The organism is Veillonella sp. ZSJB6, from assembly GCF_051549505.1.
Classification (GTDB): domain Bacteria; phylum Bacillota; class Negativicutes; order Veillonellales; family Veillonellaceae; genus Veillonella.
Genome location: NZ_JBPUGE010000004.1, coordinates 69,393 through 92,796 on the forward strand (window position 1 = coordinate 69,393; position 23,404 = coordinate 92,796).

Annotated in this window: 21 protein-coding genes; all 21 read left to right on the forward strand. The window is 37.6% G+C overall.

The window, feature by feature from the left end; translation table 11 throughout:
* The first annotated feature begins 28 nt into the window (after positions 1-28).
* Complete coding sequence (locus ACSV5T_RS06400) at positions 29-1,168, forward strand: type II secretion system protein GspD (protein WP_438320624.1); 1,140 nt, start codon at positions 29-31, stop codon at positions 1,166-1,168.
* Between the two features lie 27 nt (positions 1,169-1,195).
* A complete protein-coding gene (locus ACSV5T_RS06405; RefSeq protein WP_295793334.1) occupies positions 1,196-3,115 on the forward strand; it encodes an ABC-F family ATP-binding cassette domain-containing protein in 1,920 nt (639 codons plus the stop codon).
* A gap of 109 nt (positions 3,116-3,224) precedes the next feature.
* Positions 3,225-4,373: an ABC transporter substrate-binding protein gene (locus ACSV5T_RS06410; protein WP_005387036.1), complete on the forward strand. Its 1,149-nt coding sequence runs from the start codon at positions 3,225-3,227 to the stop codon at positions 4,371-4,373.
* 16 nt (positions 4,374-4,389) lie between these two features.
* Positions 4,390-5,271, forward strand: coding sequence for a branched-chain amino acid ABC transporter permease (locus tag ACSV5T_RS06415; RefSeq protein ID WP_005387034.1), 882 nt, complete (start codon positions 4,390-4,392; stop codon positions 5,269-5,271).
* Complete coding sequence (locus ACSV5T_RS06420; protein ID WP_005387032.1) at positions 5,271-6,284, forward strand: branched-chain amino acid ABC transporter permease; 1,014 nt, start codon at positions 5,271-5,273, stop codon at positions 6,282-6,284. Before ACSV5T_RS06415 ends, ACSV5T_RS06420 begins: the two co-directional genes overlap by 1 nt.
* A gap of 11 nt (positions 6,285-6,295) precedes the next feature.
* Entirely contained in the window at positions 6,296-7,057 is a 762-nt protein-coding gene (locus tag ACSV5T_RS06425) for an ABC transporter ATP-binding protein (RefSeq protein WP_005387030.1), read from the forward strand.
* Position 7,058: 1 nt separating this feature from the next.
* Positions 7,059-7,769 (forward strand): ABC transporter ATP-binding protein, encoded by a 711-nt coding sequence (locus ACSV5T_RS06430; RefSeq protein ID WP_005387028.1) that lies wholly within the window; start codon positions 7,059-7,061, stop codon positions 7,767-7,769.
* A 419-nt stretch (positions 7,770-8,188) separates the two neighbouring features.
* Complete coding sequence (locus ACSV5T_RS06435; RefSeq protein ID WP_438320547.1) at positions 8,189-8,932, forward strand: polysaccharide biosynthesis/export family protein; 744 nt, start codon at positions 8,189-8,191, stop codon at positions 8,930-8,932.
* A 36-nt stretch (positions 8,933-8,968) separates the two neighbouring features.
* Positions 8,969-10,795, forward strand: a complete 1,827-nt coding sequence (locus ACSV5T_RS06440) for a polysaccharide biosynthesis protein (protein ID WP_227720791.1) — start codon at positions 8,969-8,971, stop codon at positions 10,793-10,795.
* A 120-nt stretch (positions 10,796-10,915) separates the two neighbouring features.
* On the forward strand, positions 10,916-12,361 hold the full coding sequence (locus tag ACSV5T_RS06445) for a GumC family protein (protein WP_438320548.1): 1,446 nt from the start codon (positions 10,916-10,918) through the stop codon (positions 12,359-12,361).
* A 1-nt stretch (position 12,362) separates the two neighbouring features.
* Positions 12,363-12,974 carry a CpsD/CapB family tyrosine-protein kinase gene (locus tag ACSV5T_RS06450; RefSeq protein WP_438320549.1) on the forward strand — a complete coding sequence of 204 codons (612 nt, stop codon included), beginning with the start codon at positions 12,363-12,365 and terminating at the stop codon, positions 12,972-12,974.
* Positions 12,975-13,048: 74 nt separating this feature from the next.
* Positions 13,049-14,248, forward strand: coding sequence for a DegT/DnrJ/EryC1/StrS family aminotransferase (locus ACSV5T_RS06455; protein WP_438320550.1), 1,200 nt, complete (start codon positions 13,049-13,051; stop codon positions 14,246-14,248).
* Positions 14,242-14,928 (forward strand): sugar transferase, encoded by a 687-nt coding sequence (locus ACSV5T_RS06460; RefSeq protein ID WP_438320552.1) that lies wholly within the window; start codon positions 14,242-14,244, stop codon positions 14,926-14,928. The genes ACSV5T_RS06455 and ACSV5T_RS06460 overlap by 7 nt, the downstream gene beginning before the upstream one ends.
* Before the next feature lie 11 nt (positions 14,929-14,939).
* Complete coding sequence (locus tag ACSV5T_RS06465) at positions 14,940-15,806, forward strand: LicD family protein (protein WP_438320553.1); 867 nt, start codon at positions 14,940-14,942, stop codon at positions 15,804-15,806.
* A 9-nt stretch (positions 15,807-15,815) separates the two neighbouring features.
* Complete coding sequence (locus tag ACSV5T_RS06470) at positions 15,816-16,538, forward strand: IspD/TarI family cytidylyltransferase (protein WP_195185978.1); 723 nt, start codon at positions 15,816-15,818, stop codon at positions 16,536-16,538.
* Entirely contained in the window at positions 16,531-17,580 is a 1,050-nt protein-coding gene (locus ACSV5T_RS06475) for an NAD-dependent epimerase/dehydratase family protein (RefSeq protein ID WP_438320554.1), read from the forward strand. Before ACSV5T_RS06470 ends, ACSV5T_RS06475 begins: the two co-directional genes overlap by 8 nt.
* A complete protein-coding gene (locus ACSV5T_RS06480) occupies positions 17,577-18,644 on the forward strand; it encodes a glycosyltransferase (RefSeq protein WP_438320555.1) in 1,068 nt (355 codons plus the stop codon). Before ACSV5T_RS06475 ends, ACSV5T_RS06480 begins: the two co-directional genes overlap by 4 nt.
* A gap of 19 nt (positions 18,645-18,663) precedes the next feature.
* On the forward strand, positions 18,664-19,905 hold the full coding sequence (locus tag ACSV5T_RS06485; RefSeq protein ID WP_438320556.1) for an O-antigen ligase family protein: 1,242 nt from the start codon (positions 18,664-18,666) through the stop codon (positions 19,903-19,905).
* Positions 19,883-20,815, forward strand: a complete 933-nt coding sequence (locus tag ACSV5T_RS06490; RefSeq protein WP_438320557.1) for an ATP-grasp fold amidoligase family protein — start codon at positions 19,883-19,885, stop codon at positions 20,813-20,815. Before ACSV5T_RS06485 ends, ACSV5T_RS06490 begins: the two co-directional genes overlap by 23 nt.
* Positions 20,793-21,932 carry a CapA family protein gene (locus tag ACSV5T_RS06495; RefSeq protein WP_438320559.1) on the forward strand — a complete coding sequence of 380 codons (1,140 nt, stop codon included), beginning with the start codon at positions 20,793-20,795 and terminating at the stop codon, positions 21,930-21,932. The genes ACSV5T_RS06490 and ACSV5T_RS06495 overlap by 23 nt, the downstream gene beginning before the upstream one ends.
* A complete protein-coding gene (locus ACSV5T_RS06500; protein ID WP_438320561.1) occupies positions 21,932-23,383 on the forward strand; it encodes a lipopolysaccharide biosynthesis protein in 1,452 nt (483 codons plus the stop codon). The genes ACSV5T_RS06495 and ACSV5T_RS06500 overlap by 1 nt, the downstream gene beginning before the upstream one ends.
* The last annotated feature ends 21 nt before the right edge of the window (positions 23,384-23,404 follow it).

A 23,404-nucleotide genomic window follows, 5' to 3' on the forward strand; every position in this document is an offset into this window, starting at 1 on the left:
TAATGGTAAATCAAATAATAATAATGACATAGAAAAGGATAACGTAATTAATGAAAAGGGCGAGCTGAGAAAATCAAAAGGATCAATTACGATATCCGTTCGTAATGCTTCTCTAAAAGAAACAGTATTAGGGATTTGTCGGAGTTATCGTATATCTGTTATGGGTGTAGAATCTTTAACAGGTAACATTACGGCTACTGTGCAAGGTGAAACACCAGAGGATCTTATAAAAGAATTAGGAAGGCTATATCATTTTTCCGTTTCAAAACAATATAATACGATTCTTATTGAGCCAGATGACAAAGCACTTGAAAATAGAGAATTATATGTTATAACACCGGAGCATTTGCCAGCAGAGTCTTTAAAAAATATAATGGGCACTGTTGTGAAACATGATAAAATGGCGGTACTTTCAGAACAAAATGAAGTGATTATGCATTTGACCAGTGGAGAGAAACGGCGTGTAGAAACACTGATTAAAGCTATAGATAAGGAGCCTAAGCAAGTACAATTAGAAGCGACAGTCATTGCTATGGAACAATCTTATGCAAAGGAGCAAGGCATTCGTTGGTCGTGGCTTAGCTTGACAGGACATGGTGAAGATAAAACTAATTCTTACGGGGCCGTTACCTTTGGTAAAACACCCGGTGGTGAAGCCTATAAATTTTTTGTGAAACCCGAGTTGAGTATTATGGAAAGTTCCGGTAAAGCCGCGCTAATTGCTAAGCCATCTATTATGGCCTTAAATGGTGAAACAGCACATATCTTGATCGGTGAACGTATCCCTGTTATAGAAGAGTCCGAAGTGAATGGCGAACGTAAGCGTTCTACACGTTATGAAGAGGTGGGGATTAAGTTAAACTACACGCCTATTATTACTGGGGATGGCGGTGTAGATGCAAAAATTCACGCTGAAGTAAGTACACCTATCATGGTATCCGAAATGAAAGCTTATAAAATTAGTACGCGGCAAGCACATACACGGGTGCGGTTACAACCTGGAGAGGTACTCGTTATAGGTGGACTTATGGATAATCGCGATCAACATCAAATTCAAAAAGTACCTATTTTAGGAGATATTCCTTTACTAGGTAAATTATTCCGACATAGTAGAAAAACAAAAGATTCTATAGAGATGCTAATATTAGTTCGGGCAATTGTGGTATAATAAAGGGTAATGATTAGGAGGTTATGAATGGAACGCATTCGAATGATAGGCCTTGGAAAATCATTTGGGGTGCGCCAAGTATTTTCCAATGTGTCTTTTGAGATAAAAGAAGGTGAGCGACTAGCCTTGGTAGGACCTAATGGGGCTGGGAAATCCACCTTGTTAAAATGCATATTAGGCTATGAAGAATTAGATGAAGGCAATGTAGTTAAGTCTCCTGTAGCCAGTATTGGTTACTTACAACAAGATGTAAATCTAGGAGATGATAGTTTAGCTACAGAAATTGAAAAAGCTTGGGCCGATGTCCATGTATTAGAGGAGCAACTAAAAGAACTTACCACGCGTTTGGAGTCTGAAGAAGCTAGTGAATCGGATCTGCAGCGATTGGATTATTTGCAAAATCGTTTAGAATGGCTAGGTGGCTATGATTATGAGCAAAAGACTAAACGTATCATTTATGGACTTGGTTTTACCGATGAGGATTTAGATAAGCCAGCTAGTGCTTTTTCTGGTGGTCAAAAGACTCGCATTAATTTAGCTAAAGCCTTGGTACGCCGTCCAGACTTTTTGTTCTTAGACGAGCCAACTAACCATTTAGATATGGACATGTTAGAGTGGCTAGAGGGTTATTTATCTGCCTATCCTGGCGGTATTCTCATCGTCAGCCATGACCGCTATTTTTTAGATCGTATTGTCACTGGTGTTGTAGAACTAGATAACCATAAGGCGACAATCTATCGTGGTAATTACAGCCGCTATATTCAACAACGGGATGAACGTTTGAAAGCAGATATGGTGGCCTATGAGAAACAACAGGAGTACATCAAGAAGACAGAGGCCTATATAGATAAATATCGTGCAGGTATAAAATCTAAAATGGCTCGTGGCCGGCAGTCTCAACTTAACCGTTTAGAACGACTTGATGCACCGGTAACCTCACATCATTTACAATTTTCTTTCCCTCCTGCAGCGATGAGTGCGGATAAGGTTCTTGTCCTAGATCATTTATCAGTAGGGTATGGTGAAAGTCCTATCATTGATGATATATCACTCGTAGTTCGACGAGGTGAATCAGTAGCTCTTATTGGTCCTAATGGGGCAGGTAAATCGACACTCGTAAAAACTATTGTAGGTGAATTATTTCCTGAGAATGGTCACGTAGATATCGGTAATCGCGTACAAGTGGGATATTTCTCGCAAGAGCATGAAGAACTACATGATTCTTGGCAGGTAGTAGAAGAGGTTATGAATCACTTTAACTACACTGAAGAGAAGGCCCGTAATGTATTAGGTTCATTCCTATTTAAAGGGGATGATGTATTTAAGCTTGTAGGTGACTTATCTGGTGGTGAGAGAGCTCGTTTAGCATTATTAAAATTATTCCTTCAAGGTGATAATTTTCTTATCTTAGACGAACCGACGAACCATTTAGATATTCCAACGCGCGAAATTGTGGAACAAGCCTTGCAACAATTTGAAGGTACATGTTTTATTATTTCCCATGACAGATATTTCTTAGATCAAGTTTCTACAAAAACCATTGTTTTAGATGATGGAAAAATTACTGAATATCTTGGTAATTACTCGTACTATAAAGAAAAGCTGAAAGAACAAGAAGATTTATTAGCATTAGCTAATGAACAGAACTCAGAGAGTGATAAAGTTGAAAATAAAGTTGTTTCAGTTATTGAACCAGTACTTTCAACATCAGAACCGACAGAGGAACCTCAGAAGAAACCGAATGCATATATGGTGGAAAAACAATTAGCTGAGGTAGAATCTGAAATTGCTCGTTTAGAAGCAACCATGAAGATGTATGAAGTGCAATTGGCTAATCCTGTAGTACAGCAAGATTTAGATGAAATGTCCAAAATTTCCATACAAATTGAATCTACACAAAGTGAGTTAGATGCATTGTATGAGAAATGGGAACGATTATCTGAATAACTTATAATAGTATATATTATTATAGAGTTATTTTAATTGACAAAAAATTGAAAACTCTAATAATATAGATATAGATTTAAAGTTTTATGTTTCAAAGGAAGGATGTAGCATGAATAAATCCATGTTAAAAAAAGCAGCCATTTTTGGTCTTGCTGGTGTAATGGCAGTTGCTGCTGGTTGTGGCAGTAATAAAGATGCAGGTAATGCAAATAGCAATGAAGCTAAAATTGCATTGTTAACAACAACAACTGGTGGTGCAGCAGCATATGGTGAGTCCATTAAAGCTGGTGCAGAATTGGCAGTAAGCGAAATCAACGCTGATGCAAATGCTGTAAAAATCAACTTATTAGTAGAAGATACTAAAGGTGATAAAAACGAAGCAATTAATGCAATGAATAAAGTAATTTCTAAGGATAAAGTTGTAGCTGTTATCGGCCCAATGTTATCTGGTGAAATGATGGCAGCTGGTCCTGTAGCAAACAAAAGCAAAATCGTAGCTCTTGGTACATCTACAACAGCTGAAGGTATTACAGATATCGGCGATTACATTTTCCGTAATGCTGTACCTGAATCCTTAGCAGTAGATACTGCAATTAAAGAAGCACATAAAACTTTAGGCTTCAAAACTGCAGCTATTATGTACTCCAACAACAATGACCAAATGGTATCTGTAAATAATACAGCTCGTAAAGCATTGGAATCTGAAGGCGTACAAATTGTTGATACTGAAACATTTGCAGATAAAGATACTGATTTCTCTGCACAATTAACTAAGATTCAACAAGCAAAACCTGATGTTATCGTAGTTGCTTCTCTTTACCAAGAAGGCGCATTAATCATGAAAAAAATGCGTGAAATGGGTATGAATCAACCTGTAATTGGTTCCAATGGCTTTAACAGCCCTGAATTCATTAAAATTGCAGGTGCTGCAGCTGATGGTGTTATCGTAGGTACACCTTGGTTCCCTAACAAAGACGATCAAAAGGTAAAAGACTTCCGTAAAGCTTACAAAGATAAATACGGTAAAGAACCAGACCAATTCGCAGCTCAAGCTTATGATGCAGTATACCTCTATGAAGCAGCTTTGAAAAAAGCAGGTTCTACTACAGATCGTGAAAAATTCCGCGAAGCTTTGAAAAATATTGCTGACTTCGTTGGTGTAACTGGTCAATTCAAGTTCAACGAAAAACGCGATCCTTCCATGGAAGTTCAAGTTTTACAAATTAAAAACGGTCAATTTGACGCATTAAAAAAATAAAAGTTGAGGTAATATAGTGTTTTTACAACAATTAGTTAACGGGTTAACCCTCGGTAGCTTATATGCTGTACTCGCTATTGGCTTAACACTTGTGTTTGGCGTTTTAAATATCATCAACATGGCACACGGAGGCATCTTTATGATAGGTGCCTTCGTTGGTCTTTTTATGGTAACTGTTTTTGACGTTAACATTTTTGTAGCCCTTATCGTAGCTATGGCTGTCGGTGCTATCCTCGGTTATCTTTTAGAATTTGTGGCGCTTCGTCCACTCCGCAAGAAAAAGGTGTCTCACTTGGCACCACTTATTAGTACCATTGGTGTTTCTATTTTCCTTGAAAGTTTGGCATTATTGCTTTGGGGCCCTCAAACAAGATCTTTCCCACCAGATTATATTGGTGGCCTAATCGACTTTGGAGCTTTCAAAATTTCCATGGTACAAATTATTGGCTTAGGCGTTTCTGTTGTGTTAATGTTAATTCTTAATGTAGTTATTAAGAAAACTAAAATTGGTAAGGCTATCCGCGCTGTATCCATGAGCACTGAAACGGCAGCTTTGTTGGGTATTAATCCAACCATGATTATATCTGTTACTGTTATGATTGCATCTGCCTTAGGTGCTGCTGCAGGCGTATTAGTAGGTTTGTCCTTTAATGCTATTGAGCCTACAATGGGCGTTATCATCGGCTTTAAAGGCCTTGCAGTGCTTATCTTAGGTGGCCTTGGTAATATTACAGGCGCTATGGTTGGCGGCTTCATTTTAGGCGTAGCAGAAATCTTCTCTGTTGCCTATGGCGCATCTACATTCCGTGATGCTGTGGCCTTTGGCCTCATCATCCTATTATTATTCTGGCGCCCACAAGGCTTGTTTGGTTCTAAAGATAAAGGGGGGAGACCATAATGGATTTATTGAACCCGTATTATCTACAGATCGTGATGTTCTTCATCATCAATGCCATCATGGGTATCTCTATTTACTTTACACTTGCAAGTGGTCAGCTTTCTTTAGGGGCTGCTGGCTTTATGAGCGTTGGTGCATACGTAGGCGCTATCCTTTCTTTGAAGGCTGATTTGCCTATCGTTGTAGGCATTATCATTGGTGGCCTAGTTGCCAGTCTTGTAGCCGTTATTATCGGTTTACCAACAACACGTCTTCGCGGTTTATATCTTGCCATTGCTACTCTTGGTTTTGGCGAGGTGGTGCGTGTTATTTTCTTGAACTTGGATATTACTAATGGTGCATTAGGCCTTTCTGGTATTCCATCCATTCCTCAAGAATTAACAAACTTAGCCTATGAACTTGATATCGATGGTTTGATGGGTATTGATGCTGTTGCATGGGGCAACTTAATGGCTATCATTATCCTATTGGCAATCTTAGTATTGATTATTGCCTTCTGTGTACGCATTAATAATAGCCGTGTTGGTCGTGCCTTTGCAGCGATTAAGGCTGATGATCATGCAGCAGAATTAATGGGGATTAACGTTGTATACTACAAGATGATGGCCTTTATCATTGGTGCTTTCATCGCTGGTATTGGCGGTGGTTTGTATGCTCATATTACAAACTTTATCAATCCTACAGACTTTAGCTACCATAAGGTAGTACAAATCTTATTATTCCCTGTATTTGGTGGTTCTAATGTTGTATGGGGTTCCGTATTAGGCTCCTTTATTCTTACATTATTGCCAGAAGTATTGCGCTTCTTATCCGATTATCGGGACATCATCTACGGTGCATTGCTTGTTATCTTGATGGCAGTTCGCCCAGATGGTATTTTAACAGAATCTATGGTAGACAAAATTAGTCGTAAATTAGGCTTTAAAAAAGCTCCATATATTCCTGAATCACAAGTATTAACAGAACGTTTTGAAGCGTATAAACGCAAACAACAAGAAGAAAAACAAGGATAGGAGGGAACTGAATGCTATTAGAATTAAATGACGTAAGTAAAAGCTTTGGTGGCGTTGCAGCTCTCACCGGTATATCCTTTGGTGTAAAACAAGGTGAAGTGTTTGGTGTTATTGGTCCAAACGGTGCTGGTAAGACTACACTCTTTAACTTGATTACTGGTGTATTCCCTGTAAGTTCTGGTGAAATCGTATTTGATGGCATGTCTGTTGTAGGTATTAAGCCACATAGAACAGTTGAAATGGGTATAGCTCGTACATTCCAAAATATTCGTCTCTTTGGTAATATGACAGCTTTAGAAACTGTTTTAACAGGTATGCATTGCCGAACAGGTTCTGGTTTCGTTGCTAGTTTCTTAAGAACTAAACGCCAACGTATTGAAGAAGAACGTTGTCGTGGTATTGCTTATGAGTTCTTAAAGTTGGTAGGTCTTGAAGACGATGCTGAAGAGGTAGCTACATCTTTGCCATATGGTAAACAACGTCGCCTTGAAATTGCACGTGCCTTGGCAACGCATCCTCAATTAATTTTGCTCGATGAGCCAGCAGCAGGTATGAACGATAGTGAAACAGAAGCATTGCGCCAATTAATTGGTAAGATTCGCGATCTAGGTATTACTGTTGTCGTAATTGAACATGCTATGGAATTGATGATGAATATTTGTGACCGTTTGGTAGTATTCAACTTTGGTAAAAAGATTGCTGAAGGTACACCTCAAGAAATTCAAAACAATGAGGCTGTAATTGAAGCTTACTTAGGTAAAGAGGAGGCGTAATATGTTAAAGCTAGAAAACATCGTGGCTGGTTATGGACATATTACAGCCTTAAAAAATATTAGTTTAGAAGTACCTCAAGGCTCTATTGTATCCTTGATTGGTGCCAATGGTGCCGGTAAATCTACAACTATGAAAACCATCATGGGGCTTGTAAAACCAACATCTGGTAAAGTATTATTTGAAGGCCAAGATATTACTGGTCATAAAACACATCAAATTGTACATGGTGGTATTTCCTTGGTTCCTGAAGGTCGTCAAATTCTTCAAGATATGAGCGTTTATGAAAACCTAGAAATGGGTGCTTATATTCGTAACGATAATGAGATTGAAGCAGATATTAAAAAAGTATTTAAACGCTTCCCAATCCTTGACGAACGTAGTTACCAATTAGGTGGTACTCTATCTGGTGGTCAACAGCAAATGTTAGCTATTGGTCGTGCACTTATGGCACGTCCAAAGCTCTTACTATTGGATGAACCATCAATGGGTCTTGCACCATTAGTAGTAAATGAAATCTTTGAAACTATCAAAGAAATTAGTGCTGAAGGAACTACTGTTCTTTTGGTAGAACAAAATGTACGACAAGCATTGAAAATTGCTGATTACGCGTATGTATTGGAAACAGGTAAAATGGTATTATCTGGTCCAGCTGATGAAGTACGTCATGATCCTCGCGTTATGGAAGCATATTTAGGCGGTCGTGTTGAATAATTAATACCTTAAGTCAGTAGGACTTATCTAAAATTTTAAATAAGGTGTATATACTAGAAAGCTAGTATATACACCTTATTTTTTTTGTTTCATCAATAAATTTGATGAGATTTTGATGATTTTGTGAAGCGATGGTGAATTGAGTTTATATATATTTAATTTATTTATCGAAAATAAATGAAAAAATCGGGTGAAATGTGAGTGAAGTGAGTAAAAAAATACCCATGAATAGATGGTGAAAACCTTATATTTACGGGATTCCTTCTTAAAGTTTTGATGAAGTTAGCTCAGAATGGTCTGCGTTTATGGAAGAAAATTTAAAATAATGATAAAATGACTTAACCGATTTTTTAGGATTAATAATCTTAGAAAATAAGTGATGTATTGAGTGGGTTGTATGTAAATCAAAGAGGTAAAGTATGAATAAAAAACAGTATATGATGATGGCAGCATTCTTATGTGCCACAACAACATCTATGGCTACACCTGTTAATGTAACAACAGAACAGTCCTACAATGCTAAAGCATTACAAACAGAAGGTCATGCACCACTAGAAACGAGTGCATCTGTTGTGAGCTCAGATAAAGAGTATCGTCTACGTCAAGGGGATGAACTAACCATTCAAGTTGTACAACAAGCGGATCTTGGTACACGTAATGGGAACGACATCATGTACACTGTCCGTCCTGATGGATATGTATCATTCCCTATGGTGGGACCAGTAAAAGCAGATGGATTAACCGTCGATGAGTTTACGGCTCAATTACAGCAAGGTCTATCTCGTTACATTATTAATCCAGATATTACTGTAAATGTTACGAAACTTGGTGGTGTTCGTGTGTATGTATTCGGTGAGATTAATAAACCTGGTGCCTATACATTGACTAAGTCTAGTACCGTTATCGATGCTATTGGTGCTGCTGGTAGCTTTAACTGGGATACAGCTAAAAAGAAAATTTACTTGATTCATCAAGATAATCCTGAAAAACCAATTCCTATAAATTTAAATCGTATGTTACAAACTGGAGATATGTCCGAAAACTATATTATGCGTGAAGGGGATGTTCTTTACTTGACTAAAAATAGCCGCATCAACTTTGCTCGTGATATTGCTCCAATCTTGACCGGCGCATACATGGTATCTCGAATCGGCAAAAATTAAGGATAGGGTTTATCTCACATATAAGGGGGCGTTCTTTTGCGTTCATATTTATTACCAGCCATACTGTTTATTGCCGATATTGCGACGATTGTTATTGTTGCATTTATCAGTTTATTTATTAGATTTGACGGTTATATAGAACCTCGATATATTGATCAAATGGTAGATGCATTGCCATTATTATTAGTTTCATATATGTTGATGTTCTTGGTCATGCACCTATATACGCGCATATGGCGTTATGCAGGGATGAGAGAGGTTCTAGCTGTTTTTGTAGCTACAACTATTGGTACAGCAATCTTTTATTCCTCCATGTTTGCTTTTGGCAAATCTTTACCACGTTCTATCTATTTTATTACATGGTTTTTAACTACCGGTACCGTTGGTATGGGACGTATGTTACTTCATTACGTGGCACTTCATTATAGTAATGGGGACGATGGTGAAAGTGGCCAAGTAAATACACTCATTATAGGTGCTGGTGATGCCGGTGCAACGATAGCTCGTGAAATCGAACGTTATCATAAGCGGTCTCGAAGAATCATTGGGTTTGTTGATGATGATATGTTTAAACATAACCGTCTTATGAATGGCTTTAGAATTTTAGGGAATCGTGAAGATATTCCAATGCTTGTAGCAAGATATAAGGTTGAAGAAATAATCATTGCCATGCCATCTGTAAAGCGCGATGTCATTCGTGAGATTATGGAAATCTGCTCTCCTCTTAAATGTAAGATTAATACATTGCCGGGGATGTACCAGTTACTAGATGACGAAGTCCTTGTATCCCATCTTCATCCTGTTTCTATCGAGGACTTATTAGAGCGTGATGAAATTCATCTCGATACATCTAAGGTGGAACCATATCTTAAGGATAAAGTAGTTCTTGTTACTGGTGCAGGTGGTTCTATTGGTTCTGAAATCTGTCGTCAAGTACTGCGGGTAAAACCTAAAAAACTATTGTTACTAGGACATGGTGAAAATAGTATTTATCTTATTCACCAAGAGTTGCGATCCATTGTACCTGAAGGGACTTTGGTTCCCATTATTGCTGATATTCGAGATAAAAATCAGTTAGACCAAATTTTTACTGACTATGAACCAGATGTAGTATTCCATGCTGCAGCTCATAAACATGTACCACTTATGGAAATCCAACCAATTGCAGCGGTGCTAAATAATATTTATGGTACTCGTAATGTAGCAGATGTAGCAGGGGCACATGGTGTTGAACGTTTTGTTATGATTTCCACAGACAAGGCGGTAAATCCAACAAGTGTCATGGGTGCTACGAAGCGAGTGGCAGAAAAGGTTGTACTTGGTATGAATCATAAGTACGATACAAAGTTTATTACCGTTCGCTTTGGTAATGTTCTTGGTAGTCGAGGTTCTGTTATTCCATTATTCCGTAAACAAATTGAAGCTGGCGGCCCTGTAACTGTTACAGATCCCGAAATGACTCGTTACTTTATGACTATTCCAGAAGCAAGCCAACTTGTTTTACAAGCTGGTGCTATGGGGAATGGTGGTGAAGTGTTCTTATTAGATATGGGTGAACCAGTGAAAATTGTTGATTTAGCAAAGAATATGATTCGTCTTTCTGGATATGAGCCTGATAAAGATATTCGTATTGAATTTACTGGCTTACGTCCAGGTGAAAAGCTATATGAAGAATTATTAACTGCTGAAGAAGGCACTAACACAACTACACATAAGAAGATTTTTGAAGCTGCATTAGAAGATGTAGACCAAGAATGGTTAAGTGGTGAAATCGAGCGCTTTGAAACGTGTAAATCTGATTTGGATGTAATCAATGTATTACAAGATATCGTCCCAACATATCATCCAAATCATAATGTATAACAATTTAATTATAATCATTTATTCAAAACTGTAATCTACGTGAGAGGGAGATATACAGTACATATTCCTAAAAGGGAGAGACCCTGTTGTTTGTAAACTTTCACAGAAAGGGGTATATGGGTGGAACAAATTATTGATTTAAAAGAGGTCGGTAGAGTCCTCGTTAAACGGCGCCGTAAAATTATCAATGTAACGGTTGCTTGTATTGTATTAGGTGGTGCATATAGCCTGTTAGCATCATCTACCTATCAATCTACATCTATGTTGCGCATTAAGCAATCTCAAGGTTTAAGTAACTCTGTATTATCAAGTGCTAATGGTTATTCTGATTCTATGGCACGTCAATTGATGAATACAGATGCAGAAATTTTAAAGAGTCGTAATGTTGTAGAACCTGTTATTTCCGCTATTGAAGATCCAGAGGGAACAGGTAAAGCACCTACATACGAAGAGTTTGTTAAAACGCGTATCGAAACAAAACCATATAAAGAAACTGAATTATTACAAGTTAGTGTAACTGGTAAAAGTCCAGAACAAGCACAAGAGGCTAATCAATTATTAATTGATACATTCTTAAAGCGCTTAGCAGACATTTCACATGTTGAGCAACGGACGACACGGGAGTTCTTGCAAAAACGCGTAGTAACTGCAAAAGAAGAATTGGAGCAAGCAGAAAAGAAATTGCAACAATTCCAAGTGGATAATAAGGTTTACTCCACCGCAGATCAAATGAAGGGATTAACGGATAAGATTACCCTTATCGATCGTGAGAAAGCTCAAAATCAACTTGATTTAGAAACAGCGCAAGCAGCGTTGGGCAGTATTAATGAGCAATTAGGTTCTGCTGGTAAAAGTATTGCTGACAGTGCTACCGTTCAGGCTTATAAAGGGCAACTAGCCGATTTAGAATCTCGTAGGGCTTCCTATGTTGGCAAATATACTGATGAGCATCCTGCGATGAAAGAACTTAACCAACAAATTGAAGAAGCAAAAAGCGGCTTAAATGCTGAGATTAATGCTATTGCAACCCAACAAGCACCATCTAGCAATTCTGCTCAACAAGGTTTGTTGGCCGATAAATTCAGAAATGAAGCGGCTTTAGCCGTAGCACAAGGCAAAGAGTCTACATTGGCTGAACTTGATAAAGAAAACGAAGAGGCTATGAAAAACTTACCAGAAAAAGAACGTGGTTATATTCAAGCCAAACGTGATGTAGATGTAGCACAAGATATTTACGAAATGCTATCTAAACGCTTAGAAGAAGCCAAGGTAGCAGAAGTAATGGTGCCAAATGAAGTGCAAATCGTAGATGCTCCTACATTGCCAGAAAAAGCTATTGCTCCTCGTAAAGTACTTATTTTATTAGGCTCTGCAATTTTAGGAATTATTCTTGGTTGCCTTTACACATTGGGTCAGTTCTTCTGTAATCGCAAGGTTCAATCCGTACAAGAAATCAATGAGATTCTTGGTATTGAAAACTTAGGTGTCATTCCAAATCATGAAGAAAAGGAATATGAAGAACCTAGTAATCGTATCGTAGCATTGTGGCGCAAAGTGAGAGGTTAATATGATAAGACTAATTTCTAATGAACGTGGTGATACACCGCTAGTAGAGGCATATCGTACATTGCGCAGCAATTTACAATACGTATGCAATCAACATAAAAGTAAGATAATTTGTATTACAGCTGCTACTGGTGGAGAAGGTACCTCTGAGGTAGCGGCCAATACGGCAATAGCTCTATCAAAGAATAATAATAAAGTTCTTTTAGTAGATGGTAATTTACGTAATCCAGTACAGCATGTAGCATTCAATGTACAAAATAAAGGTCTTACAAATGCAGTTATCATGGATGAAGATTTGACGATTCATCGTAATATAATTCCTCATTTGGATGTGCTTACTGCGGGCGAGATAGTTGAGCATCCTTCTGAAGTAGTAGATTCTAGTAAGTTATCTACAATTTGGGAATATATTCGCGATGAATACGATGTGGTTATCATTGATACACCGCCTGTATTAGATGTTACGGATGCTATTGTATTAGCGGAAAAATCCGATGGCGTTATGCTTGTTGTTAAAAATGAAGTAGCTAGTCCTAAAGATCTAATAGAAGCAAAAAAACGACTGACTCAGGTTGGTATTCCTCTACTAGGATCCATCGTAATTGATGCGTAATAGTAATTAATATAAATTTGATTTGATAAATCAAGCGTATCCATAAGGTACAGAAAGTCATGAGGTGATTGTATATGAAAATTAATTTTTCCCCTCCCGATATTACAGAGTTAGAAATCAATGAAGTTGTAGAAGCCTTAAAAAGTGGTTGGATTACAACTGGTCCGCGCACAAAAGAATTAGAGAAAAAGATTGCGGTACAGTTAGGTACACCTAAAGCTGTTTGTTTAAACTCTGCTACCGCGGCGCTTGAGATGTCTCTTCGTGTATTAGGTATTGGCCCCGGCGATGAAGTAATTACTAGTGCTTATTCCTATACAGCTAGTGCAAGTCCTGTTGTTCATGTGGGAGCTACACTAGTTCTTGTTGATACCCAAAAAGATTCATTTGAAATGGATTACGATGCAGTGGCTTGTGCTATTACGCCAAAAACAAAAGCTATTATCCCCGTAGATATTGCTGGTGTCCCTTGTGACTACGATCGTTTGCGTTCCATTGTAGAAGAAAAGAAATCTCTCTTTACACCATCTAATGATATTCAAAAAGCATTGGCACATATTCCTATTGTAGCGGACTGTGCACATTCCTTTGGGGCCTCATATAAAGGTACACCAACAGGTAATGTAGCTGATTTCAGCAGTTTTTCCTTCCATGCAGTAAAGAATTTTACAACTGCTGAAGGGGGCTGTGCTACATGGCGACACATAGATGGTATTGATGATGAAGCTATTTATAAGCAATTCCAATTATTATCTTTGCATGGTCAAGATAAGGATGCTCTTGCTAAAACAAAAGCAGGCGCTTGGGAATATGATATTAAAGGTACCTATTATAAATGTAATATGACCGATATTATGGCGGCTATTGGATTAGCTCAATTTGAGCGATACCCAAAATTGTTAGCACGTCGTAAAGAAATCATCGAAGCTTATGATGCAGCTTTTAAAGACTTACCGGTTACATTGCTACATCATTATACTGATGAACATCAAAGTAGTGGGCACTTGTATTTAGTACGTTTAGATGGACAAGATGCTGAATATCGCAACAAGGTAATTGAAGCTATGGCTGAAGCTGGCATTGCAACGAATGTACATTACAAACCAATTCCGATGCACACGGCTTATAAGAATTTCGGATTTACCATCGATGATTATCCAAATGCTTATAATCAGTTTAAAAATGAAATCACATTGCCTCTTCATACATTGCTAACAGATGAAGAAGTGCAATATATCATTAAACAGTTTAAAAGGATTATTACGGAATGCTAGTAAAAAACTTTCACGATCTCCCAAAAGAGCTGCAGTGTGAAGCTGTGCGTCCTTATTTTGAATTGTTAAATCAAAAGCGTGGGAGCCTTTTATGTAAAAGTATTTTTGACCGCCTTATGGCCGCAGGGATGCTCATTATATTGAGCCCTGTATTTCTTGTGTTAGCCATTATGATTAAACGGGATAGCGAAGGAGAGGTTTTCTTTCGTCAAACACGGGTTACACAGTATGGTCGTACCTTTGGTATTTATAAGTTCCGCACAATGGTAAAAAATGCGGAATCATTAGGTGCTCAAGTAACATCACAAAATGATATGCGCGTTACTAAGGTTGGAAATATGCTTCGTAGTTGTCGTCTTGATGAATTGCCTCAGCTTATCAATATCCTTTTAGGCGATATGAGCTTTGTCGGCACAAGACCAGAAGTGCCTCGCTATGTGGCGGCTTATACCGATGAAATGAAGGCAACCCTATTATTACCAGCTGGGGTAACTAGTGTGGCAAGCATTGCTTATAAAGATGAAGATCAACTTTTACAAAATGCGCAAAATGTTAATGAAGTCTATATTAATGAGGTATTACCAGGCAAGATGGCTTGGAATTTAAAGAGTATTAAAGAATTTTCTTTTCTACAAGATATTAAAACGATGGTTGATACAGTACTAGCTGTATTACGTTGAAAGAGGTCCCTATGAGTACATCTATGACAAAGGAAATACAAGAAAAAGAGCTTGCTATGTTGCTGTACTTTAAAGAGTTTTGCGACAAACATAATTTGCGCTTTTACCTCTGTGGCGGTGGTCTCATTGGGGCTATACGTCATAATGGATTTATCCCTTGGGATGATGATTTAGATTTATTTATGCCACGTCCCGATTATGAAAAATTAGCTGAATTATGGCCTAAATATGCAGATACAGAACGGTATACTTATTGTCGAACTGATCGAAATCATATCTATCATGATGCGGGTGCTTCTATTCGAGATAACAACACGACATTTATTAATCGTCATAGTATGCACGAAGATATTTGTCATGGTTTAGCTCTTGAAATCATGCCCATTGATGGCTGTGCACCAGGTAAAATTAGTCGAGCGCTACAACTGATGTGGGCTATGACCTTTGCACTTTTCAATGCACAACGATTGCCGGATAATAAAGGACCGATGTATCGTGCATTAGCAGGTTGTATTTATAAGGTATTCTCTAGTCAGTCATTACGTTACTATATATGGCGATTTGCAGAAAAGCAAATGACTAAATACGATTTCAATACGAGCAAGGAGTGTACTGAACTAATTGGTAGTTTGAAAGGTATGAAGCTGCGCCATCCTAGAGAAGACTTCGAATCTGTTATATATAAAGATTTTGAAGGCCATCAAATACCAGTTATGAAAGGGTATGAAAGATATTTACGTCTCATCTGGGGCGATTATATGCAATTACCTCCAGTAGAACAGCGCGTAGCAAAACATGATGCTGTATTTGCTGACTTGCACACACCTTATAAGGAGTATAGAGGCATACATTATGCCAAGAACGAAGCTCAACCTTAAGGAGGGCCTATGAAACGAATAGCAGTAATCTTTGCGGGGGGCGTAGGTGCTCGTATGAATAACAGCAAGACGCCAAAACAGTTTCTAGAATGGAACGGTAGACCTATTTTGATTCAAACTTTAGATGTGTTTGAACAAACCGACTCTATTGACGGTATTGTTTTAGCTTGCAAAGCAGAGTGGATTGATCATACTAAAAACCTTATCAAAGAGGCTGGTTTACAAAAAATTGTATCCATTGTTCCAGGTGGAGATAGTGCTTTAGACTCTCAATATAATGGATTGACAGAGGCAAAACGATTATTTCCTAATGAAGAGGTTACCGTATTGATTCACGATGGTGTTAGACCACTTGTGGATAAGGCAACAATAGAGAGAAATATTGAATCTGTAGAAACAAAGGGTTCTGCTATTACGGTTACACCTGCTATTGAAACCGTTATGGTTACAGATAATGGCTCTATAAACCGAATTTTAAATCGTAGTGAATGCCTTATGGCAAAAGCACCTCAAAGCTTTAAACTAGATGATATTTTATCGGTTCATGATAGAGCTAAAACAGAAGGTATCCATAATTTTATAGATTCTGCATCCATGATGATGCATTATGGATACACCTTGTATCCAGTATTAGGAGAAACAGAAAATATAAAGATTACTACACCATCTGATTATTATATGTTCACAGGTATTATTAAAAACCGTGAATTAGGAGGATTACAAGATGAGTAATTCCGTTATTAAACGCGAGTTAACAGCTTTATTACAAGACAAAGAGTACTTTGAATTCCTCCGCCATCAGCGCATTCTTGTGACAGGTGCGACGGGACTTATTGGCTCTATGTTTATAAAATTACTTATACTTGCCAATGAGACTTTTAACTTGGACATAAAGGTAATAGGTCATGTACGAAGTCATGATAAAGCACAGGCTATATTAGGTAACTACTTAGATAATGATTCCATTACACTTATCGATGGTGCTTTAGAATCTATTGACGTACCTTGTGACTATATCTTACATGGTGCAGCACCAACACAATCAAAGTTCTTTATGGAGCATCCTGTAGAAACGATTCGTACTTCGATTCATGGGACGGAAGCTATGCTAGAACTAGGCCGTCATAAAACGGTAAAGAAACTTGTGTATCTATCGAGTATGGAACAGTATGGTGTTCCTTATGAATCGGGACAGGTGATGACTGAAGAGCGATTAGGATATTTAGATCATTTAAATGTGCGTAGCTCTTATTCTGAAAGTAAAAGATTATGTGAGTGTTATTGTAAATCTTATGCCGTAGAATTTGGCGTTCCAGCTGTTATAGCTCGATTGGCACAAACTTTTGGACCTGGTGTTCCTGTTTCAGATAATCGCGTATTTATGCAATTCACTAAGAGTGCTCTAAAAAATGAAAATATTGTACTTCATACAAAGGGTGATTCTATGTCTAATTATTGCTATATTACTGATGCATTAACGGGCATTTTAACCCTTATGAAGGACGGAGAAGCTGGTGAAGCATACAATGTATGTCATGATGAGGAAACTCGATCTATAGCAAGTATTGCGCATCTAGTAGCAACTCATGTAAGTCATGATAAGAGTGAAGTCATTTTTGATATTCCAGAAGATGTACAAGGCTTAGGCTATGCGCCGACAGTGCACATGTTCTTGAGTTCAAAAAAATTAAAGTCCTTAGGCTGGCAGCCTAAGGTAACAATGGCGCAGGCTTATGTAAGACTTGCAGAATATATCCAAGAGGAAGGACTATGAAAAAGGAAATAATCATTGTTACCATCTCCCTTGGCAATGATGGAGCTGAACGAATTTTAACAGAGTTAGCTCGTCAATGGGTGCATGATGGTCACCATATTACGGTTATCCAAACAAGCCCTAATCGATATGGTAACGAATATGCTTTAGAGGAGGGTATTGAGCAAATTCAGATTCATACTACTAGCTCTAATAAAGTGATTCGTTTTATGCAAGAAATAAAAGAATTAATCAAGATCTTGAAGACAAGACCTAATGCTACATGCTTATCGTTCTTGTCTGCATCGAGTTTCATCTTGGCGATTAGTTCTTGGTTTGTAAGCAATCGCATTGTCTTTTCGGAGCGAAATAATCCGCGTAAGGTACCTATCGGTTGGCATCAACAAGCATTGCGTAATTTTGCCTTTCGATTTGCTGATGCGTTAGTATTCCAAACGGAAGATGCACGTTCATATTTCCCTGAATCGGTACAAAAGCGTGGTGTTATCATTCCAAATCCTATTAATGGTAAATTGCCACCACCAATTGAGGGAGAACGGGAAAAGACAATCGTTACAGCATGTCGATTGCATCCGCAAAAGAATTTGCCTATGATGATCAATGCTTTTAGTATGCTAGCAGACGAGTTCCCAGAGTATAAACTCGTCATTTATGGGCAAGGCGTTTTAGAGGATGAACTACGAGCTCAAATTAAATCTCTTAATTTAGAGGATAGAATTTTATTGCCTGGCTTTGCTAGTAATATTTTAGAGAAGGTCGCACCTTGTTCTATGTATGTTTCATCATCTGATTTTGAAGGTATTTCAAACTCTATGCTTGAAGCGCTAGGCATGGGCTTGCCTACAGTTGTTACAGACTGTCCAGTAGGTGGGGCTCGTATGGTCATAACAAGTGGAGAGAATGGTATCTTGGTACCTGTAGGAGATACAAAGGCTATGTATGAAGCTATGCGCAGTATTCTGAAAGACCCTGCATTAGCAGCAAAACTTTCACAGGAAGCTATCAAGGTGCGTGATAAATTTCCACTATGTAAAATTGCTAAACGTTGGTTAGATGTTTTATGAGTTGTAAGGAGGAGAACCATTGAAGTTAAATATAACGGCTATTGCTGACCGCATGATATGGTTCATAACTCTAATTTTTTTAGTGTTGTCGTTGACCATTTCCTTTGCCCTTGGCGATGCGAATTATGGTGCCTATGTATTATTTGTATGTCTATTTGGACTTATTATTTTTTATCTCATACGAGAGCAGGGAGTTATAAAACTTCGGTTTACTTGGATGCATGGTTATATGCTGCTCTTTATTGGAGCCTGTTATCTGAGTACTATTAATGCTATTGAGCCATCTGTAGCACTCAGTCGAAGCTTTGATATTGTTAAGATATTCTTTATGCTTATTATCCTATACATGTGTTATCAAGATAAAACATCGGTGGACACATTATTAAAGATTGGTATGTGGACTGGTTATATAGTTTGTTTTTATACTGTATATTTCTATGGTTTAGATTACTTTATTACTGTTTTGTCTTCATCTGCTCGAATTGCTAATGATGCATTAAATGCAAATACAGTTGGTCTATTAGGGGCCAATGCAATTGTTATGACATTGTATTATATGTTGTACGATCGACCTCGGTGGTGGCATATCATTGCATTACCTACCTTGGGTATTCTAGCAGCTACTGGTAGTCGTAAAGCTTTAGTATTTGTTGTTGTTGGTACAGTATTACTATTTGTATTTAAAAGTTTACGTAGTGCCAATGTAGTAAATTCTATTGCTAAGATTATTGGCTCATTGTTAGCTCTTACTATCATTGGTATTGCAGTTCTACAATTACCTATGTTTTCAGAGGTTCTGGATCGTATGTCGAGTATGGTGGATGCTTTCTCCGGTACTGGTGGTGATTCATCTACCATTATTCGTTTAGCCTTGGTTGATATAGGGTGGGATTTATTTTATCAATCGCCCATCACTGGGGTGGGGGTAAATAATCCATCTGTACTTACCTATTTTTTATATGGTAAAGAGAATTATTATTTACATAATAATTATATTGAACTATTAGCGGGTACAGGGATAATCGGCTTATTGGCGTATTACTCAATGTATGTGTATATAGCTTATAACTTAATTCGTTATCGAAATTTTCATAGCAATGAATACGTAATGGTGCTCATTTTATTCCTTTCTCAAATCGTCATGGATATGGGGATGGTGTCTTATGAAAGTAAGAGTACATATTTTTATATGATGATGTTTTATTTAGAGGTGCAATTGCTCCGGAAAGGACGTAAAAATGAAGCTCAGCAAGTTATGTAAAGTTGGCATGTCCTTTTTAACAAAACCTTACTATCGCACAAGAGTATTAATCAAATTAGGTTATTATGATTCTTTATCTGATGAAGAGTTTTTAAAGAAAGTATTCCCAAAATACATGGGCTATCCTCTAGATTTAGAAAATCCTAAAACTTTTAGCGAAAAGTTACAATGGCTAAAGGTTAATTACAGAGACCCTATACAAACTGTAATGGTTGATAAACATGAAGCTAAGAACTTTATTGCTCAACGGGTGGGTGAACAATATATAATTCGCACACTTGCTGTTTGGGATTCTGTAGAGGATATAGACTTTGATGCATTACCTAATCAATTTGTTTTGAAATGTACACATGATAGTGGGGGCATCGTTATTTGTAAAGATAAGTCATCCCTTGATCGAGAAGCCGCTAAAGCAAAGTTAAGAGCATCCTTACAACGGGATTATTCGCGTATAGCCAGAGAGTGGCCTTATAAAGATGTTCCTCGTCGGATTATAGCAGAGGAATATTTATCTGAGTTAGGTAGCAATGAAATCTTAGATTATAAGATGTATTGTTTCCATGGTAAACCAAAGTTGACTGTAGTATGTTCTGACCGCTTTTCTAAAACAGGAACGCGTATGAATTTTTACGATATCGATTGGGAACCTATGGGCATTCATTTTGGCCATTATCCGCCGGTATCAACTGAGTTTACAAGGCCTGAAACATATGAAGAAATGCTAAGATTGGCTGCTGAACTTAGTAAAGACTGCCCATTTTTACGTGTTGATTTCTATGAAATAAAGGGACGACTTTATATTGGAGAGTTAACGTTCTTCCCGGGTGCAGGATTAGAAAAGTTTCGTCCTATGACAAAAGATTATGAATTGGGAGAGTGGTTACACCTTGAAACTGTACATCGGGGCTGATTTTGTCCCAACGGATATAAATAGAGAATTATTTGAATCTGGTAATGGAGAGGCTTTGGTTGGTAAGGAGTTACTGGGACTTCTAAAGGAATCTGATTTAAATGTATTTAATTTAGAGGTGCCTTTAACAGATGCATCTACTCCGATTAATAAATTTGGTAATAATTTAAAGTCTCCTACAAAAACAATCTATGGTTATAAGGCTTTAGAGCCTATATTTTTAACATTGGCTAATAATCACTCCTTAGATCAGGGTGTAGAAGGATTAACTACTACACTGGAGTTATTAAAAAAGCATGATATTAAAAATGCAGGTGCTGGTACTAATGTAAAGGAAGCTAAAAAGCCATTTATCTTTGAAAAAGAAGGTATACGTATAGGATTTTACCTATGTGCAGAACATGAGTTTACCGTTGCTTCTTGTCATACAATGGGGGCTAATCCATTTGATGTATTAGAGAGCTTTGATGATGTTGAAGCACTAAAGAAGACCTGTGATTATGTCATCGTTTTATATCATGGTGGGAAGGAATTTTATCGCTATCCATCACCAATGCTACAGAGATATTGCCGTAAATTTGTTGATAAAGGGGCAGACCTTGTCGTTTGTCAACATAGTCATTGTATAGGCTCTCGTGAAGACTATGGCAATGGGACTATTATTTATGGTCAAGGTAACTTTATCTTTAACTCCGAATTCTATATACAGCATAAGGAGTTTGTTAAAGACTCTTTATTAATCAATGTAGAGGCAACAAAGGATAGTTTTATTATCTCTGAAGTGCCAATTCGTAGTACGGAAATGGGAACGCGTTTAGCTACTGAGTCAGAAGCAGATGAAACTTTGACAGCCTATAAACAACGAAGTGAACACATTAGAGATGCTCATTTTGTAGTACAAGCCTATAAAGATTTTGCCGATACACATGTAAAGCGTTATTTACGTGAATTTATTGGTAGATCATTTATTATACGTGCAATCAATGCATTATTTGGTCGAAAATTAATGCAACTCCTATTAGGAAAAACAAGTTATTTGGCAATCCAAAACTACTTAGAATGTGAAGCTCACCATGAATTATTCTTGCGGGGCATTAAGAATATCAATAGAAAATAATGGATACTAAAATAGTAGCTGCTGCTAAATGGTCTGTCATAACAGAGGTTTTAGCAAAGCTTATTACACCACTAACAAATATAATATTGGCCCATATGCTAGCACCTACGGCATTTGGGATATTGGCAACAATTATGATGGTTATATCCTTTGCAGAAATGCTAGCTGATGCGGGATTCCAAAAATTTCTTGTACAGCATGAGTTTCAAAGTGATAAAGAAAAACAGGAGGCTACAGATGTAGCTTTTATTGCTAACTTAGTTCTTTCTTTACTCTTGTGGGGGGCTATTATAGTCGGTCGTGATGAACTGGCCGTATTAGTTGGAAATGATGGCTTAGGCATACCATTGGCCATAATGGGGGCCATGATTCCGCTCTCTGCTTTCAGTAGTGTACAAATGGCCTTGTATAGACGGGACTTTAACTTTAAGTTTCTTCTTAACATTCGGCTCATCACAATTCTGACTCCTATATTGATATCCATACCTATGGCACTCATGGGCTATGACTATTGGTCGTTAATCGCCGGTATGTTAGGGGCTCAGTTGTTCACGGCTTTAGCCTTATTAAAGAGCAGGAAGAATCAAATCCATTTATTCTTTAGTGGGCAGGTCTTTATGAAGATGTTCAGCTATAGTGCATGGTCACTAGCTGAAGCATTTTCCATCTGGCTTACAGCGTGGGTGGATACCTTCATTATTAGTCGCTTTTTAGACGCCTATTATTTAGGAATATACAAAATGCCTATGGCTATTGTAACGACTGTTATGGCCATGGCTACTTCATCCTTGGCACCTGTATTATTTGCAGCCTTAAGTCGAGTTCAGAATGATCAACAAGCATTTTCAAATACATTCTTTACCTTCCAACGCTATATGGCTCTATTCTTAGTGCCTATAGGAATAGGATTGTTTGTATTCCAAGACTTTATTGTTGATCTCTTATTGGGACCACAATGGAAACTAGCAGGTATTGTATTGGGATCTTGGGCCTTGAGTTCCGCTATTATGACAGTAACAGCGAATTTGATTTCTGAAGTATTCCGTGCAAAAGGAGTTCCTAATTTATCATTCTGGACTCAAATATTGCACTTAGTTGTATTAATACCTGTAATTTATATTTGTATTCAGTATGACTTTAGTACATTTGTCTATGCACGTTCAATAGTACGCATGGAAATGTTAATGGTTGCCATGATTTTCTTGGGATTATTTATCCATATGAGTGCCTTACGTGTGATTACTAATATAGGTGTATATCTAATCACCGCATCTATTGTTGGCGCTATTGCGTATAGTGTTTTACATATATATGATGCGGTGTGGTGGACTATAGCTTGTATGATGTTATGCGTAATACTATATGTGGTTATTTTATGTATCATTCCATCTGAGCGTACCATTATTACTTCTGGCGTTAATAAAGTGTTACGTAAAGTAAGACGCTCATAATTAACAGAACTATGAAAGGAG

Excerpts from the sequence above, each read along its gene's own strand:
- ACSV5T_RS06405 (WP_295793334.1), top strand. The coding sequence starts at position 1,196 with ATGGAACGCATTCGAATGATAGGCCTTGGAAAATCATTTGGGGTGCGC.
- ACSV5T_RS06410 (WP_005387036.1), top strand. The coding sequence starts at position 3,225 with ATGAATAAATCCATGTTAAAAAAAGCAGCCATTTTTGGTCTTGCTGGT.
- ACSV5T_RS06420 (WP_005387032.1), top strand. The coding sequence starts at position 5,271 with ATGGATTTATTGAACCCGTATTATCTACAGATCGTGATGTTCTTCATC.
- ACSV5T_RS06425 (WP_005387030.1), top strand. The coding sequence starts at position 6,296 with ATGCTATTAGAATTAAATGACGTAAGTAAAAGCTTTGGTGGCGTTGCA.
- ACSV5T_RS06430 (WP_005387028.1), top strand. The coding sequence starts at position 7,059 with ATGTTAAAGCTAGAAAACATCGTGGCTGGTTATGGACATATTACAGCC.
- ACSV5T_RS06435 (WP_438320547.1), top strand. The coding sequence starts at position 8,189 with ATGAATAAAAAACAGTATATGATGATGGCAGCATTCTTATGTGCCACA.
- ACSV5T_RS06450 (WP_438320549.1), top strand. The coding sequence starts at position 12,363 with ATGATAAGACTAATTTCTAATGAACGTGGTGATACACCGCTAGTAGAG.
- ACSV5T_RS06455 (WP_438320550.1), top strand. The coding sequence starts at position 13,049 with ATGAAAATTAATTTTTCCCCTCCCGATATTACAGAGTTAGAAATCAAT.
- ACSV5T_RS06460 (WP_438320552.1), top strand. The coding sequence starts at position 14,242 with ATGCTAGTAAAAAACTTTCACGATCTCCCAAAAGAGCTGCAGTGTGAA.
- ACSV5T_RS06465 (WP_438320553.1), top strand. The coding sequence starts at position 14,940 with ATGAGTACATCTATGACAAAGGAAATACAAGAAAAAGAGCTTGCTATG.
- ACSV5T_RS06470 (WP_195185978.1), top strand. The coding sequence starts at position 15,816 with ATGAAACGAATAGCAGTAATCTTTGCGGGGGGCGTAGGTGCTCGTATG.
- ACSV5T_RS06475 (WP_438320554.1), top strand. The coding sequence starts at position 16,531 with ATGAGTAATTCCGTTATTAAACGCGAGTTAACAGCTTTATTACAAGAC.
- ACSV5T_RS06480 (WP_438320555.1), top strand. The coding sequence starts at position 17,577 with ATGAAAAAGGAAATAATCATTGTTACCATCTCCCTTGGCAATGATGGA.
- ACSV5T_RS06490 (WP_438320557.1), top strand. The coding sequence starts at position 19,883 with ATGAAGCTCAGCAAGTTATGTAAAGTTGGCATGTCCTTTTTAACAAAA.
- ACSV5T_RS06500 (WP_438320561.1), top strand. The coding sequence starts at position 21,932 with ATGGATACTAAAATAGTAGCTGCTGCTAAATGGTCTGTCATAACAGAG.